Genomic DNA, 16,550 nt, shown 5'->3' with positions numbered 1-16,550 from the left:
ACTGTGGACGGTAGCCTTTGAAGAACGGAGTATGACGGCCGCCTTCTTCCTTGCTCAGAACATAAACCTCAGCGGTGAACTTGGTGTGCGGCTTAACGGTACCTGGCTTAACCAGAACCTGGCCACGCTCAACGTCGTCACGCTTGGTACCACGCAGCAGAACGCCGCAGTTCTCGCCAGCACGACCTTCGTCGAGCAGCTTGCGGAACATTTCAACGCCGGTGCAGGTAGTCTTCTGAGTATCGCGCAGACCAACGATCTCAACTTCTTCCTGGATGCGAACGATGCCACGCTCAACACGACCAGTTACCACGGTGCCACGACCGGAGATCGAGAATACGTCTTCGATTGGCATCAGGAACGGCTTGTCGATTGCACGCTCTGGCTCTGGGATGTAAGTGTCCAGAGTTTCTACCAGACGCTTAACAGCGGTGGTACCCATTTCGTTGTCGTCTTGACCATTCAGGGCCATCAGAGCCGAACCGATGATGATTGGAGTGTCATCACCTGGGAAGTCGTAAGTGCTCAGCAGATCGCGCACTTCCATCTCAACCAGTTCCAGCAGCTCAGCGTCGTCAACCATGTCAGCCTTGTTCAGGAAGACAACGATGTACGGAACGCCTACCTGACGGGACAGCAGGATGTGCTCACGAGTTTGTGGCATCGGACCATCAGCAGCCGAGCAAACCAGGATCGCGCCGTCCATCTGGGCAGCACCGGTGATCATGTTTTTGACGTAGTCGGCGTGACCTGGGCAGTCAACGTGCGCGTAGTGACGAATGTGCGAATCGTACTCTACGTGTGCAGTGTTGATGGTGATACCACGAGCTTTTTCTTCTGGAGCGCTGTCGATCTTGTCGAAGTCAACACGAGCCGAACCGAAAACTTCGGAGCAAACGCGAGTCAGAGCAGCAGTCAGAGTGGTTTTACCGTGGTCAACGTGACCGATAGTGCCAACGTTGACGTGCGGTTTGTTACGTTCAAATTTTTCTTTAGCCACGACAATTAACTCCTAGCCTAAAGGGGAGACTGAATCAGCCTTGTTTTTTAACGAGAGCTTCGACGATGTTCGACGGAGCTTCGGCGTATTTGGAGAATTCCATGGAGTAGCTCGCGCGACCCTGAGACATGGAACGAACGTCAGTTGCATAACCGAACATTTCACCCAGTGGAACTTCAGCACGGATAACCTTGCCGGACACCGAGTCATCCATACCCTGAATCAGACCACGACGACGGTTCAGGTCACCCATCACGTCACCCATGTAGTCCTCTGGGGTTACTACTTCAACCTTCATGATCGGCTCGAGCACAACGCCGCCACCCTTTTGGGCCAGCTGCTTGGTCGCCATGGAGGCCGCCACCTTGAACGCCATCTCGTTGGAGTCGACGTCGTGGTAGGAACCATCGAACACGGTAGCCTTCAGGCCGATCAGCGGATAACCGGCAACGACGCCGTTCTTCATCTGCTCTTCGATACCCTTCTGGATAGCCGGGATGTATTCCTTAGGAACCACACCACCAACAACTTCGTTGGTGAAGACCAGACCTTCGGTGATGTTGCCGTTCGCATCGACGTCCGGCTCCGAGAAACGGATCCAGCAGTGACCGAACTGACCGCGACCGCCGGATTGACGAACGAACTTGCCTTCGATCTCGACGTTGCTCTTGCTGATCTTCTCGCGGTACGAAACCTGCGGCTTGCCGATGTTGGCTTCGACGTTGAACTCGCGCTTCATGCGATCAACGAGGATGTCCAGGTGCAGCTCACCCATACCGGAAATGATGGTCTGACCGGTCTCTTCGTCGGTCTTGACGCGGAACGACGGGTCTTCCTGAGCCAGCTTGCCCAGTGCAATACCCATCTTTTCCTGGTCCTGCTTGGTTTTCGGCTCTACCGCTACCGAAATCACAGGCTCAGGGAAGTCCATACGCTCAAGAATGATCTGCTTGTCGAGATCGCACAGAGTGTCACCAGTGGTGACGTCCTTCATGCCGATCAGGGCAGCGATATCGCCTGCACGTACTTCCTTGATCTCTTCACGCTGGTTGGCGTGCATCTGCACCATACGACCAACGCGCTCTTTCTTGCCCTTGACCGAGTTGATCACGGAGTCGCCCGAGCTCAGGAAGCCCGAGTAAACGCGCACGAAAGTCAGAGTACCAACGAACGGGTCGGTAGCGATCTTGAATGCCAGAGCCGAGAACGGTTCAGCATCATCAGCGTGACGCTCGTCGTAATCCGCCTCTACCAGCTCATCCTTCGGCTTCTCGATGAGATCCGGATGGATACCTTTGATCGCCGGGATCTCGGTAGGTGCAGGCAGGAAGTCGATAACGGCGTCGAGAACCAGGGGAACACCCTTGTTCTTGAACGAAGAGCCGCAGACAGCCGGAACGATTTCGCTAGCCAGGGTGCGCGCACGCAGACCAGCCTTGATCTCTTCTGGAGTCAGGTCACCCTCTTCAAGGTACTTGTTCATCAACTCTTCGTTGGCTTCAGCAGCGGCTTCAACCATGTTGGAGCGCCACTCGTTAGCCAGGTCCAGCATATCGGCAGGAATTTCTTCCTCGCGATAGGTAGTACCCTTGTCGTCGTCGTTCCAGTAGATAGCCTTCATCTTGATCAGATCAACCTGACCTTCGAAGTTATCTTCAGCGCCGATAGCCAGCTGAACCGGAACCGGGGTGTGACCCAGGCGGTTTTTGATCTGACCAACAACACGCAGGAAGTTAGCGCCGGCACGGTCCATCTTGTTCACGTAAACAACACGTGGAACGCCGTACTTGTTGGCTTGACGCCATACGGTTTCAGACTGAGGCTCAACACCGGAAGTACCGCAGAACACAACGACCGCGCCGTCGAGTACGCGCAGCGAACGCTCTACTTCGATGGTGAAGTCTACGTGGCCAGGGGTATCGATAACGTTTACACGATAGTTATCGTATTGGCCGCGCGAACCTTTCCAGAAGGTAGTTACAGCAGCGGAGGTAATGGTAATACCCCGCTCCTGCTCCTGCACCATCCAGTCGGTGGTAGCAGCGCCGTCATGCACCTCACCCATCTTATGGCTGAGACCTGTGTAAAACAGGATCCGCTCGGTAGTGGTAGTCTTGCCCGCGTCAACGTGGGCACAGATACCGATGTTACGGTAGCGGTTGATTGCTGTAGTACGAGCCATAAAGCCCTCGCAAAATGAATGATGCTGAGATTAGAAGCGGTAGTGCGAGAAAGCCTTGTTGGCTTCAGCCATACGGTGAACGTCTTCACGCTTCTTAACTGCAGCACCTTTGCCTTCGGCAGCGTCCAGCAGTTCGCCAGCCAAACGCAGAGCCATAGACTTCTCGCCGCGCTTGCGGGCGAAGTCTACCAACCAGCGCATTGCCAGAGCGTTACGACGGGACGGACGAACTTCGACCGGAACCTGGTAAGTAGCACCGCCTACACGGCGCGACTTCACTTCGACCAGCGGAGCGATGGCGTCGAGAGCTTTCTCGAAGATTTCCAGGGGATCGCTGTTCTTGCGCTCTTTAACTTTTTCCAGCGCGCCATAAACGATACGCTCGGCAACGGCTTTCTTACCGCTTTCCATTACGTGGTTCATGAACTTGGCGAGGATCTGGCTTCCGTATTTCGGATCGTCCAGAATCTCACGTTTGGCTGCTACGCGACGTCTTGGCATTGATAAGCCCTCAAACGGTCTTCAGGTTAGCTCGGGACAGTTGATCCAATGGACGCGTGCCCGACCTTACTCTTATCGACTCAATATAATTAAAAACTGCAAAACGGCCGATTACTTCGGACGCTTGGTACCGTACTTCGAACGACCTTGGTTACGACCTTTAACGCCGGAGGTATCCAGGGAGCCGCGAACGGTGTGGTAACGAACACCTGGCAAGTCTTTTACACGGCCGCCACGAATCAGTACGACGCTGTGCTCTTGCAGGTTGTGGCCCTCACCACCGATATACGAGGAAACCTCGAAACCGTTGGTCAGACGCACACGGCATACTTTACGCAGTGCCGAGTTAGGTTTTTTCGGCGTAGTGGTATACACGCGAGTGCACACGCCACGACGTTGCGGGCAGTTCTGCAGCGCAGGCACGTCGGATTTCTCGACGATACGCTTACGCGGCTGACGTACCAGCTGGTTGATAGTTGCCATCTACTAGCTCCACTGTTGTCTTTCGACATAAACAAAATGGCAGAGCACAAGCTCCACCAAATTTAGGGGTACAAGAGTCTAAAGAGGATCTTGCCCCCAGTCAAGGCAAGGCCCCGGGCTCCCCGATCAGCGAACCTCGACAAAAAGTGTCTCGATTCTCAATCGGAAAAACCGGGGCCCCATCTCAATCTATTGCAGACCTCAGTTACCGCTGGAGTTCAGCGCTTCAGTCAGTGCTGCTTCGACTTCGCTCGCGCTTACGCGCAGAGGCTTGTCTGCATCACGACGACGCTTGCGCTCGCTGTGGTAAGCCAGGCCGGTACCGGCCGGGATCAGACGACCCACAACCACGTTTTCCTTCAGGCCGCGCAGGTAGTCACGCTTGCCGGTCACTGCCGCTTCGGTCAGTACACGAGTGGTCTCTTGGAAAGAGGCCGCCGAGATGAACGACTCAGTGGACAAGGACGCCTTAGTAATACCCAGCAATACGCGGGTGAACTTGGAGATGAACTTGTCTTCAGCGCTCAGACGCTCGTTTTCTACCAGTACGTGAGTCAGTTCCATCTGGTCGCCCTTGATGAAGCTGGAGTCGCCAGACTCGGCAATCTCAACCTTACGCAACATCTGACGCAGGATGGTCTCGATGTGCTTATCGTTGATCTTCACGCCTTGCAGACGGTAAACGTCCTGGATCTCGTTGACGATGTACTTGGCCAGCGCACTTACACCCAGCAGACGCAGGATGTCGTGTGGATCGCTCGGGCCGTCGGAGATAACTTCGCCGCGGTTCACTTGTTCGCCTTCGAAGACGTTCAGGTGACGCCACTTCGGAATCAGCTCCTCATACGGATCGCTACCGTCGTTCGGGGTAATGACCAGGCGGCGCTTGCCTTTGGTCTCTTTACCGAACGCGATGGTGCCGCTGACTTCAGCCAGAATCGAGGCCTCTTTCGGACGACGAGCTTCGAACAAGTCGGCAACACGCGGCAGACCACCGGTGATGTCACGGGTCTTCGAAGTCTCTTGCGGAATACGAGCGATAACATCACCGATCGCAATCTGCGCACCGTCAGCAACACCTACAAGTGCGTTAGCCGGCAGGAAGTACTGGGCCGGTACGTCAGTACCTGGCAGCAGCAGATCCTTGCCATCCATACCCACCATCTTCACCGCTGGACGAATGTCCTTACCGGCAGCTGGACGGTCTTTGACGTCAAGTACTTCAATGTTGGTCATACCGGTCAATTCGTCAGTCTGACGCTTGATCGTGATGCCTTCTTCCATGCCCACGTAGGTCACGGTACCTTTCATTTCGGTAACGATTGGGTGAGTGTGCGGATCCCACTTGGCCACGATGGCACCAGCGTCGACCTTATCGCCTTCCTTCACCGAAATCACAGCACCGTAAGGCAGCTTGTAGCGCTCGCGCTCACGACCGAAGTCGTCGGCAATTGCCAGCTCGCCAGAACGGGATACAGCTACCAGGTGACCGTCAACACGCTCAACATGCTTCAGGTTATGCAGACGGACGGTACCGCCATTCTTCACCTGTACGCTGTCCGCTGCCGAGGTCCGGCTTGCCGCACCACCGATGTGGAACGTACGCATGGTCAGCTGGGTACCCGGCTCACCGATGGACTGGGCAGCGATTACGCCGACCGCTTCACCAATGTTCACCAGGTGACCGCGAGCCAGGTCACGGCCGTAGCACTTGGCGCAGATGCCATAACGAGTTTCGCAACTGATCGGCGAACGCACGATCACTTCGTCGATGCTGTTCAGCTCGATGAACTCAACCCACTTCTCGTCTACCAGAGTGCCAGCAGGAACGATGACGTCCTCGGTACCCGGCTTGAATACGTCACGGGCGATAACACGACCCAATACGCGCTCACCCAGTGGCTCTACAACGTCACCGCCTTCAATGTGCGGAGTCATCAGCAGGCCGTGTTCGGTGCCGCAATCGATCTCGGTTACAACCAGATCCTGCGCCACGTCTACCAGACGACGAGTCAGGTAACCGGAGTTCGCAGTTTTCAACGCGGTATCCGCCAGACCTTTACGAGCACCGTGAGTCGAGATGAAGTACTGGAGTACGCTCAGACCTTCACGGAAGTTCGCAGTAATCGGCGTTTCGATGATGGAGCCGTCCGGCTTGGCCATCAGACCACGCATACCGGCCAGCTGGCGGATCTGTGCAGCGGAACCCCGCGCACCCGAGTCAGCCATCATGTACATCGAGTTGAACGATTCTTGCTCGACTTCGTCGCCATTGCGGTCGATGACTTTCTCTTTCGAGAGGTTGGCCATCATCGCCTTGGATACTTCGTCGTTGGCTTTCGACCAAAGGTCGATCACCTTGTTGTACTTCTCGCCCTGGGTTACCAGGCCGGAGGCGTACTGGCTCTCGATTTCTTTCACTTCGTCGGTGGCAGCACCGATGATGCGGGCTTTTTCATCCGGGATAACGAAGTCGTTAACACCGATGGAAACGCCGGAAATGGTCGAGTAAGCGAAACCGGTGTACATCAACTGGTCAGCGAAGATTACGGTCTCTTTCAGACCTACCACGCGGTAGCACTGGTTGATCAGCTTGGAGATCGCCTTCTTCTTCATCGGCAGGTTGACGACGTCGAACGACAGACCTTTCGGCACAACCTGGAACAGCAGCGCACGGCCGACAGTAGTGTCGACGATACGGGTAGCGCTGACGCTGCCGCCATCACGATCGTTAACGGTTTCGTTGATACGAACCTTGATCTTGGCGTGCAGAGCTGCTTCGCCGGCGCGGAATACGCGGTCGACTTCCTGCAGGTCGGCGAACACACGACCTTCGCCCTTGGCGTTGATCGCTTCACGGGTCATGTAGTACAGACCCAATACAACGTCCTGCGACGGAACGATGATTGGCTCACCGTTGGCTGGCGACAGAATGTTGTTGGTCGACATCATCAACGCACGCGCTTCCAGCTGGGCTTCCAGCGTCAGCGGTACGTGCACGGCCATTTGGTCGCCGTCGAAGTCGGCGTTGTACGCAGCACAGACCAGAGGGTGCAGCTGGATAGCCTTACCTTCGATCAGTACCGGTTCAAACGCCTGGATACCCAGACGGTGAAGGGTCGGTGCACGGTTGAGCAGCACTGGGTGTTCGCGAATCACTTCAGCGAGAACGTCCCAAACTTCCGGCAGCTCGCGCTCGACCATCTTCTTGGCGGCTTTGATGGTGGTAGCGAGACCACGCATTTCCAGCTTGCCGAAAATGAACGGCTTGAACAGCTCGAGAGCCATCTTCTTCGGCAGACCGCACTGGTGCAGACGCAGGGTCGGACCTACGGTAATTACCGAACGACCGGAGTAGTCAACACGCTTACCGAGCAAGTTCTGACGGAAACGACCTTGCTTACCCTTGATCATGTCAGCCAGGGATTTCAGAGGACGCTTGTTGGAACCGGTGATAGCACGGCCACGACGGCCGTTGTCGAGCAGTGCATCGACAGCTTCCTGCAACATACGCTTTTCGTTGCGCACGATGATGTCCGGAGCGGACAGATCAAGCAGGCGCTTCAAGCGGTTGTTACGGTTGATCACTCGACGATACAGGTCGTTGAGGTCGGAAGTCGCAAAGCGACCGCCATCCAGCGGAACCAGTGGACGCAGATCTGGCGGCAGAACCGGCAGAACGGTCAACACCATCCACTCTGGCAGGTTGCCGGAACCCTGGAAGGCTTCCATCAACTTCAGACGCTTGGACAGCTTCTTGATCTTGGTTTCCGAGTTGGTTTGCGGAATCTCTTCACGCAGACGGCCAATCTCGTGCTCCAGGTCGATAGCGTGCAGCAGCTCGCGGACAGCCTCGGCACCCATGCGGGCGTCGAAGTCATCACCGAACTCTTCCAGCGCCTCGAAGTACTGCTCGTCGTTCAGCAACTGACCCTTTTCCAGGGTGGTCATGCCTGGATCGATAACAACGTAGCTCTCGAAGTAGAGAACGCGCTCGATATCACGCAGGGTCATGTCCATCAGCAAGCCGATGCGGGACGGCAGCGATTTCAGGAACCAGATGTGGGCAACCGGCGAAGCCAGTTCGATGTGCGCCATGCGCTCACGACGAACCTTGGCCAGTGCAACTTCAACGCCGCACTTCTCGCAGATCACGCCGCGATGCTTCAAGCGCTTGTACTTACCGCACAGGCACTCGTAATCCTTTACCGGGCCAAAGATCTTGGCGCAGAACAGGCCGTCACGCTCAGGCTTGAACGTACGGTAGTTGATGGTTTCCGGCTTTTTAACTTCGCCGAACGACCAAGAACGGATCATCTCAGGCGAGGCCAATCCAATACGGATGGCGTCGAACTCTTCGACTTGACCCTGGTTTTTCAGCAAATTCAGTAGGTCTTTCAAGGCCTTTCCTCCTGGCGGAGCAGAGAGCGGGCAATCCTGCCCCGCTCTCGATTCGCGTCACGTGTTATTCGGTTTCCAGATCGATATCGATGCCGAGGGAACGAATTTCTTTGATCAACACGTTGAAGGACTCGGGCATGCCCGGCTCCATACGGTGATCGCCGTCCACGATGTTTTTGTACATCTTGGTACGACCGTTCACATCGTCCGACTTCACTGTGAGCATTTCTTGCAGAGTGTATGCAGCACCGTATGCTTCCAGTGCCCAGACCTCCATCTCCCCGAAACGCTGACCACCGAACTGCGCCTTACCACCCAGCGGCTGCTGGGTAACCAGGCTGTACGAACCGGTAGAACGAGCATGCATCTTGTCGTCTACCAAGTGGTTCAGTTTCAGCATGTACATGTAGCCAACGGTAACTGGACGCTCGAACTTGTTGCCGGTACGGCCGTCGGTCAGCTGCATCTGGCCGCTCTCTGGCAGGTCCGCCAGTTTCAGCATCGCCTTGATTTCGCTTTCCTTGGCGCCGTCGAACACCGGAGTGGCCATAGGCACACCGCCGCGCAGGTTGTTCGCCAGATCCAGAATCTCCTGATCGGAGAAGCTGTCCAGGTCTTCGTTACGACCACCGATCTGGTTGTAGATCTCATCCAGGAAGGTGCGCAGTTCTGCCACCTTACGCTGCTCTTCAACCATGCGGTTGATCTTCTCGCCCAGCCCCTTGGCCGCGAGGCCCAGGTGAGTTTCGAGAATCTGACCAACGTTCATACGCGAAGGTACGCCCAGCGGGTTGAGGACCACGTCGACCGGGGTGCCATTGGCATCGTGCGGCATGTCTTCAACCGGCATGATCACGGAGACCACACCCTTGTTACCGTGACGACCGGCCATCTTGTCGCCCGGCTGAATGCGACGACGGATTGCCAGGTAGACCTTGACGATTTTCAGCACGCCTGGAGCCAGGTCATCGCCCTGCTGCAGTTTGCGCTTCTTGTCTTCGAACTTGTCGTCCAGCAGACGGCGGCGATCAACGATGTAGGCCTGAGCCTTCTCGAGCTGCTCGTTCAGAGCATCTTCAGCCATGCGCAGTTTGAACCACTGGCCATGCTCAAGACCGTCGAGAACTTCGTCGGTGATTTCCTGACCTTTCTTCAGACCGGCGCCGCCTTCGGCTTTATGGCCGACCAGAGCGGAGCGCAGACGCTCGAAGGTTGCGCCTTCAACGATGCGGAACTCTTCGTTCAGATCCTTGCGGATCTCGTCGAGCTGGCTCTTCTCGATGGACAGTGCACGAGCATCACGCTCAACGCCGTCACGAGTGAAGACCTGTACGTCAATGACAGTACCTTTGGTACCAGTAGGCACACGCAGGGACGTGTCTTTAACGTCGCTGGCTTTTTCACCGAAGATCGCGCGCAGCAGTTTCTCTTCCGGAGTCAGCTGAGTCTCGCCTTTCGGAGTGACCTTACCGACCAGGATGTCGCCTGCGCCAACTTCAGCACCTACATAAACGATACCGGCTTCGTCCAGCTTGTTCAGTGCAGCCTCACCCACGTTCGGGATGTCCGCAGTGATTTCCTCTGGGCCAAGCTTGGTGTCACGGGCCACACAGGTCAGTTCCTGGATGTGGATCGTGGTGAAGCGGTCTTCCTGAACCACACGCTCGGACAGGCAGATGGAGTCTTCGAAGTTGAAGCCGTTCCATGCCATGAACGCGATACGCATGTTCTGACCCAGAGCCAGCTCACCCATATCGGTGGACGGGCCGTCGGCCATGATGTCGCTGCGCTGAACCCGATCACCCTTTCTCACCAGCGGACGCTGGTTGATGCAGGTGTTCTGGTTGGAGCGGGTGTACTTGGTCAGGTTGTAGATATCAACACCGGCTTCGCCAGTTTCGACTTCGTCATCCGCAACACGAACCACAATACGGCTGGCATCGACCGAGTCGATCACGCCGCCACGGCGAGCCACGACACAAACGCCGGAGTCACGGGCAACGTTGCGCTCCATGCCGGTACCTACCAGCGGCTTATCAGCACGCAGGGTCGGTACAGCCTGACGCTGCATGTTGGAACCCATCAACGCACGGTTGGCGTCGTCGTGCTCGAGGAACGGAATCAGCGACGCTGCAACCGAAACTACCTGCTTCGGCGAAACGTCCATCAAGGTGACGTCTTCCGGCGCCTTGACGGTAAATTCGTTCAAGTGACGAACAGCCACCAGCTCATCGATCAGCTGACCTTTGTCGTTCATGGTCGCCGAAGCCTGGGCGATCACGTGATCGGCCTCTTCGATGGCGGACAGGAACACGATCTCGTCAGTGACCAGGGCGTCTTTCACCACACGGTACGGGCTCTCGAGGAAGCCGTATTGGTTGGTGCGCGCATAGGCCGCCAGGGAGTTGATCAGACCGATGTTCGGACCTTCCGGCGTCTCGATCGGGCATACACGACCGTAGTGAGTCGGGTGCACGTCACGAACTTCGAAGCCTGCACGCTCACGGGTCAGACCACCTGGGCCGAGTGCGGAGACACGACGCTTGTGGGTGATCTCGGAGAGCGGGTTGTTCTGGTCCATGAACTGCGACAGCTGGCTGGAACCGAAGAACTCTTTCACTGCCGCAGCCACTGGCTTGGCATTGATCAGGTCTTGCGGCATCAGGCCTTCGCTTTCGGCCATCGACAGACGCTCTTTGACCGCACGCTCTACACGCACCAGACCAACGCGGAACTGGTTCTCGGCCATTTCGCCTACGCAACGAACACGACGGTTACCCAGGTGGTCGATGTCGTCGACGATGCCTTTACCGTTACGGATGTCGACCAGAGTCTTCAGTACGGCAACGATGTCCTCTTTGCACAGGACGCCCGAACCTTCGATCTCGGTACGACCGATACGACGGTTGAACTTCATCCGGCCAACGGCGGAGAGGTCATAGCGCTCAGGGCTGAAGAACAGGTTGTTGAACAGAGTCTCGGCAGCATCTTTGGTTGGCGGCTCGCCAGGACGCATCATGCGATAGATCTCGACCAGCGCTTCCAATTGGTTGCTGGTGGAGTCGATCTTCAGAGTGTCAGAAACGAACGGGCCACAGTCGATGTCGTTGGTGTACAGCGTTTCGATGCGAACAACCTGGGCCTTGGCGATTTTTGCCAGGATCTCGGTATTCAGCTCGGTGTTGCACTCTGCCAGGATTTCACCAGTAGCCGGGTGCACGATAGCCTTGGCGGTGGTACGCCCCAGGACGTAGTCCAGAGGTACATCCAGCTCTTTGATACCGGCTTTTTCCAGCTGGTTGATGTGGCGAGCGGTGATACGACGACCCTGCTCGACAATAACCTTGCCCTTGTCATCCTGGATGTCCAGAACGGCAATTTCACCACGCAGGCGCTGAGGCACCAGTTCCAGGCTCAGGCTCTCGCCTTTCACGTGGAATACGTTGGTGGTGTAGAAAGCATCCAGCACTTCTTCAGTGGTGTAACCCAGCGCGCGCAGCAGAACCGACGCAGGCAGCTTGCGGCGACGGTCGATACGGACGAACACGCAGTCTTTCGGGTCGAACTCGAAGTCCAGCCACGAACCGCGGTAAGGAATGATCCGCGCGGAGTACAGCAGCTTACCGGAGCTGTGCGTCTTGCCACGGTCGTGGTCGAAGAATACGCCAGGGGAACGGTGCAGCTGGGAAACGATTACACGCTCGGTACCGTTGATTACGAAGGTACCGTTCTCAGTCATCAGGGGGATTTCACCCATGTAGACTTCTTGCTCTTTGATGTCCTTGATCGCTTTGTTCGACGATTCTTTGTCGAAAATGATCAGACGAACTTTTACCCGCAAAGGTACGGCGTAAGTCACACCACGCAACACGCATTCTTTAACATCAAACGCCGGTTCGCCCAGGCGATAACCGACATACTCCAACGCAGCATTGCCGGAGTAGCTGATGATCGGGAAAACGGATTTGAAGGCCGCATGCAGGCCCACGTCGCGGAACTGATCTTTAGTCGCTCCCGCTTGCAAGAATTCACGATACGAATCCAGCTGGATGGCCAGGAGGTACGGCACATCCATGACGTCCGGCAACTTGCTAAAGTCCTTGCGGATACGTTTTTTCTCAGTATATGAGTAAGCCATCAGCGTTCCCCAGCTTGGTCACCTGCTTATTCGGCTCCTCCCGACGGGAGCAGCCAGAAAATCGTGCAAACCCTTTGGTTTGCGCCACCGCACAGGGTGGGTTACAGCACGTTAAAGGCACCGACCCAGTCGGTCGCCAATAACGGAAAAAGGCCGGTGGCAAAAGCCACCAGCCATCAGCCGTTCGCTTAACGCTTGGGCTGGAGACACAAAGTCGATGCTTACTTGAGCTCGACTTTAGCGCCTGCTTCTTCCAGAGCTGCTTTGGCTTTGTCAGCTGCTTCTTTAGCAACAGCTTCCAGAACCATGGCAGGAGCGCCGTCAACTACAGCCTTGGCTTCTTTCAGGCCCAGACCGGTCAGCTCACGTACAGCCTTGATCACGTTAACTTTCTTCTCGCCAGCTTCGGTCAGCATGACGTTGAATTCAGTTTGCTCTTCAACAACAGCGGCAGCAGCAGCTGGGCCAGCAGCGGCAACAGCAGCGGTAACGCCGAAGGTTTCTTCCATTGCTTTGATCAGCTCAACAACTTCCAGAACGGTTTTCTGGCCGATTGCTTCGATGATTTGCTCGTTAGTCAGAGACATGACTATAAATTCCTGTATTGGGGTGACAGCCTACGCAGCCATCAAATTAAACATATGATTTTGAAAGGGCTTGCGGTGCCTTAGGCAGCAGCAGCTTCTTTCTGGTCGCGAATAGCCGCCAGAGTACGAGCCAGCTTGCTGGTAGCGCCTTGAATCACGCTCATCAGCTTCGCAATAGCTTCGTCGCGAGTTGGCAGCGAAGCCAACACGTCGATCTCGTTTGCTGCGAGGTACTTGCCCTCGAACGCAGCTGCCTTGATCTCGAACTTGTCCTGACCCTTTGCGAACTCTTTGAAAATACGAGCAGCAGCGCCCGGATGTTCCTTGGAGAATGCAATCAGGGTAGGGCCGACGAACGCGTCGTTGAGCACGTCATATTGAGTGCCTTCAACAGCGCGCTTGAGCAGGGTGTTACGTACAACACGTACGTAAACACCAGCTTCGCGGGCCTCTTTACGGAGTCCGGTCATTGCGCCTACTGTCACACCGCGGGCATCAGCCACAACAGCAGACAGAGCGACTTTGGCAGCCTCGTTGACTTCAGCGACGATGGCCTTCTTGTCTTCGAGTTTAATTGCCACGGGTTTAACTCCTGCTTGTTACCGTTTCATCCAACCTGGGCTGGATGTCGTTTTGGTGTCTGATTCGGTAAGGAACCGGGAGCACCATCTGCGTAGGCTTGAGGTTTAAGACTTGCGTCGCCTACGGTCTTGGATAGCCCCCGCCAGGCAGGGACCCCAATTTTTTCAACTGGCGCAATCGCTTGTGCCAGCCTGTGTCTTATACGTCCAGCGAGCCTTGGTCGATGACCAGACCTGGACCCATGGTGGTGCTCAGGGTAACGCGCTTGACGTAGATACCTTTCGAAGAAGCTGGCTTGATACGCTTCAAGTCAGCGATCAGGGCTTCAACGTTTTCCTTCAGCTTGACGGCGTCGAAGCCGACCTTGCCAACGGAGGTGTGGATAATGCCGTTTTTGTCGGTGCGGTAGCGAACCTGACCAGCCTTGGCGTTCTTAACTGCCGAGGCCACGTCTGGGGTTACAGTGCCGACTTTCGGGTTAGGCATCAGGCCACGAGGACCCAGAACCTGACCCAGCTGACCTACAACGCGCATTGCATCCGGAGAAGCAATAACTACGTCATAGTTCAGGTCGCCGCCTTTCATTTCGGCAGCCAGATCATCCATACCTACGCGGTCTGCGCCGGCAGCCAGAGCAGCTTCAGCAGCTGGACCCTGAGTAAACACAGCAACACGTACAGTCTTGCCAGTGCCGTGTGGCAGCACGGTAGCACTACGAACAACCTGGTCAGATTTACGTGGGTCTACACCCAGGTTCACAGCTACGTCTACGGACTCGCTGAACTTAACGGTCGACAGCTCGGTCAGGAGAGCGGCGGCTTCTACGAAGTTGTAGGCCTTGCCTGCTTCAATCTTGCCGGCGATAGCCTTTTGGCGCTTGGTCAGCTTAGCCATTACACACCCTCCACGTTAAGGCCCATGCTACGAGCAGAACCGGCGATAGTACGCACGGCTGCATCCATATCAGCTGCAGTCAGATCCGCGTTTTTGGTTTTCGCGATTTCTTCCAGCTGAGCACGGGTAACAGTGCCAACCTTAACGGTGTTCGGACGAGCGGAACCGCTGGTCAGGCCAGCAGCTTTCTTCAGCAGAACCGAAGCAGGGGTGCTCTTAGTTTCGAAAGTGAAGCTGCGGTCACTGTAAACAGTGATGATCACAGGAGTCGGCAGACCTGGTTCAAGACCCTGAGTACGGGCGTTGAAAGCCTTGCAGAATTCCATGATGTTCACGCCGTGCTGACCCAGAGCTGGACCAACGGGCGGGCTTGGGTTGGCCTGAGCGGCCTTAACTTGCAGCTTGATGTAAGCAGTAATCTTCTTAGCCATGAGGCACTCCAATTACGGGTTCAGACGCCTAGAAAGGCTCCCCGGTTACTTGCGCGTTTATCCCAGTGACGAAAAAACCCCACAGCCTAAGGCTGCGGGGTATGGGATTCTCGTCCAGTTAGACCTTCTCGACCTGACTGAACTCTAGCTCTACCGGAGTAGAGCGACCGAAAATGAGCACCGCCACTTGGATCCGGCTCTTTTCGTAGTTAACTTCTTCGACCGTACCGTTAAAGTCTGCGAACGGGCCGTCAGTAACACGGACCACTTCACCTGGCTCGAACAGCGTCTTAGGCTTGGGCTTATCGCTGCCATCAGCAACGCGACGCAGAATTGCTTCCGCCTCTTTATCAGTGATAGGCGCTGGCTTATCAGCAGTACCACCAATGAAACCCATGACACGAGGAGTGTCCTTGACCAAGTGCCAAGTACCCTCATTCATGTCCATTTGAACCAGCACATAGCCTGGAAAGAACTTGCGCTCGCTTTTGCGCTTCTGGCCATTGCGCATCTCAACCACTTCTTCAGTGGGGACCAGAATCTCGCCGAAGCCATCTTCCATGCCAGCCAGCTTTACACGCTCGATCAACGAGCGCATTACATGCTTCTCGTAACCCGAGTAAGCATGCACAACGTACCAACGCTTAGCCACGGGACACCCTTAGCCAACAATCAAGGAAACAAGCCAGCCAAGCAGGGAATCTAGCCCCCACAACAGCAACGCCATGACCAGAACCACAGCCACTACAATAAGCGTGGTCTGCGTGGTCTCTTGGCGAGTTGGCCATACGACTTTACGAATCTCAGTGCGCGCTTCCTTAACCAACACGAAGAACGACTTGCCCTTGGCAGTTTGCAGACCAATGAAGGCAGCAACTGCGGCAATGGCAAGCAGCGCCAATACGCGGTACAGGATCGGCGAAGCAGAATAGTACTGATTGCCAACAACACCAACAATCACCAAAGCAACCACAACGAGCCACTTGAGCAGATCGAAGCGAGAGCCTTGAGCTTCAGCCTTAGGAGTCATCTATGAAGATCCTGTGAAAAGAAAGCCAGACACATTGAGTGAATCTGGCAGGTCAGGAGGGAATCGAACCCCCAACCTACGGTTTTGGAGACCGTCGCTCTGCCAATTGAGCTACTGACCTAAAAACAAAATCAGGCCGACCATTATGTCGGCCCGATGGAGATATTTCAAGAGCTTATTCGATGACTTTGGCCACGACGCCGGCGCCGACGGTACGACCGCCTTCACGGATAGCGAAACGCAGACCATCTTCCATCGCGATGGTTTTGATCAGAGTGACAGTCATCTGGATGTTGTCACCTGGCATTACCATTTCAACGC

General features: G+C 55.7%; 12 protein-coding genes, 1 tRNA gene and 1 pseudogene. All 14 read right to left on the bottom strand.

Annotation, left to right across the window (positions count from 1 at the left end; all coding sequences use genetic code 11):
• On the bottom strand, positions 1-1,000 hold a 1,000-nt coding region (tuf, locus tag J5M73_RS30380), incomplete at its 3' end, for an elongation factor Tu (protein ID WP_207816818.1).
• Between the two features lie 34 nt (positions 1,001-1,034).
• Complete coding sequence (fusA, locus tag J5M73_RS30375; RefSeq protein WP_102865260.1) at positions 1,035-3,182, bottom strand: elongation factor G; 2,148 nt, start codon at positions 3,180-3,182, stop codon at positions 1,035-1,037.
• A 30-nt stretch (positions 3,183-3,212) separates the two neighbouring features.
• The gene (gene rpsG / locus J5M73_RS30370) at positions 3,213-3,683 is read right to left on the bottom strand and encodes a 30S ribosomal protein S7 (protein ID WP_007925959.1); all 471 of its coding nucleotides are present in this window, start codon (positions 3,681-3,683) and stop codon (positions 3,213-3,215) included.
• Positions 3,684-3,794: 111 nt separating this feature from the next.
• A complete protein-coding gene (gene rpsL / locus J5M73_RS30365) occupies positions 3,795-4,166 on the bottom strand; it encodes a 30S ribosomal protein S12 (protein WP_003186084.1) in 372 nt (123 codons plus the stop codon).
• A 201-nt stretch (positions 4,167-4,367) separates the two neighbouring features.
• On the bottom strand, positions 4,368-8,567 hold the full coding sequence (gene rpoC / locus J5M73_RS30360) for a DNA-directed RNA polymerase subunit beta' (RefSeq protein WP_102865259.1): 4,200 nt from the start codon (positions 8,565-8,567) through the stop codon (positions 4,368-4,370).
• Between the two features lie 64 nt (positions 8,568-8,631).
• Positions 8,632-12,705 (bottom strand): DNA-directed RNA polymerase subunit beta, encoded by a 4,074-nt coding sequence (gene rpoB / locus J5M73_RS30355; protein WP_016968678.1) that lies wholly within the window; start codon positions 12,703-12,705, stop codon positions 8,632-8,634.
• Positions 12,706-12,926: 221 nt separating this feature from the next.
• Positions 12,927-13,292, bottom strand: coding sequence for a 50S ribosomal protein L7/L12 (gene rplL, locus J5M73_RS30350; RefSeq protein ID WP_011063780.1), 366 nt, complete (start codon positions 13,290-13,292; stop codon positions 12,927-12,929).
• Positions 13,293-13,372: 80 nt separating this feature from the next.
• Positions 13,373-13,873, bottom strand: coding sequence for a 50S ribosomal protein L10 (gene rplJ / locus J5M73_RS30345; protein WP_016968679.1), 501 nt, complete (start codon positions 13,871-13,873; stop codon positions 13,373-13,375).
• A gap of 199 nt (positions 13,874-14,072) precedes the next feature.
• Entirely contained in the window at positions 14,073-14,768 is a 696-nt protein-coding gene (rplA, locus tag J5M73_RS30340; protein ID WP_011063782.1) for a 50S ribosomal protein L1, read from the bottom strand.
• Positions 14,768-15,199: a 50S ribosomal protein L11 gene (gene rplK, locus J5M73_RS30335; RefSeq protein ID WP_003176435.1), complete on the bottom strand. Its 432-nt coding sequence runs from the start codon at positions 15,197-15,199 to the stop codon at positions 14,768-14,770. The genes rplA and rplK overlap by 1 nt, the downstream gene beginning before the upstream one ends.
• A gap of 118 nt (positions 15,200-15,317) precedes the next feature.
• Complete coding sequence (nusG, locus tag J5M73_RS30330) at positions 15,318-15,851, bottom strand: transcription termination/antitermination protein NusG (RefSeq protein ID WP_010443972.1); 534 nt, start codon at positions 15,849-15,851, stop codon at positions 15,318-15,320.
• A gap of 9 nt (positions 15,852-15,860) precedes the next feature.
• Complete coding sequence (gene secE, locus J5M73_RS30325) at positions 15,861-16,229, bottom strand: preprotein translocase subunit SecE (protein ID WP_047306325.1); 369 nt, start codon at positions 16,227-16,229, stop codon at positions 15,861-15,863.
• A 45-nt stretch (positions 16,230-16,274) separates the two neighbouring features.
• A tRNA-Trp gene (locus tag J5M73_RS30320) sits at positions 16,275-16,350 on the bottom strand.
• 54 nt (positions 16,351-16,404) lie between these two features.
• Positions 16,405-16,550: pseudogene (locus J5M73_RS30315) on the bottom strand (elongation factor Tu); the annotation flags it as partial.

The organism is Pseudomonas sp. 50_B (assembly GCF_017491625.1).
GTDB classification, from domain to species: domain Bacteria; phylum Pseudomonadota; class Gammaproteobacteria; order Pseudomonadales; family Pseudomonadaceae; genus Aquipseudomonas; species Aquipseudomonas danubii.
The sequence above is the reverse complement of the archived record's forward strand: the minus strand, read 5'-3'. Positions and strand labels throughout refer to the sequence as shown.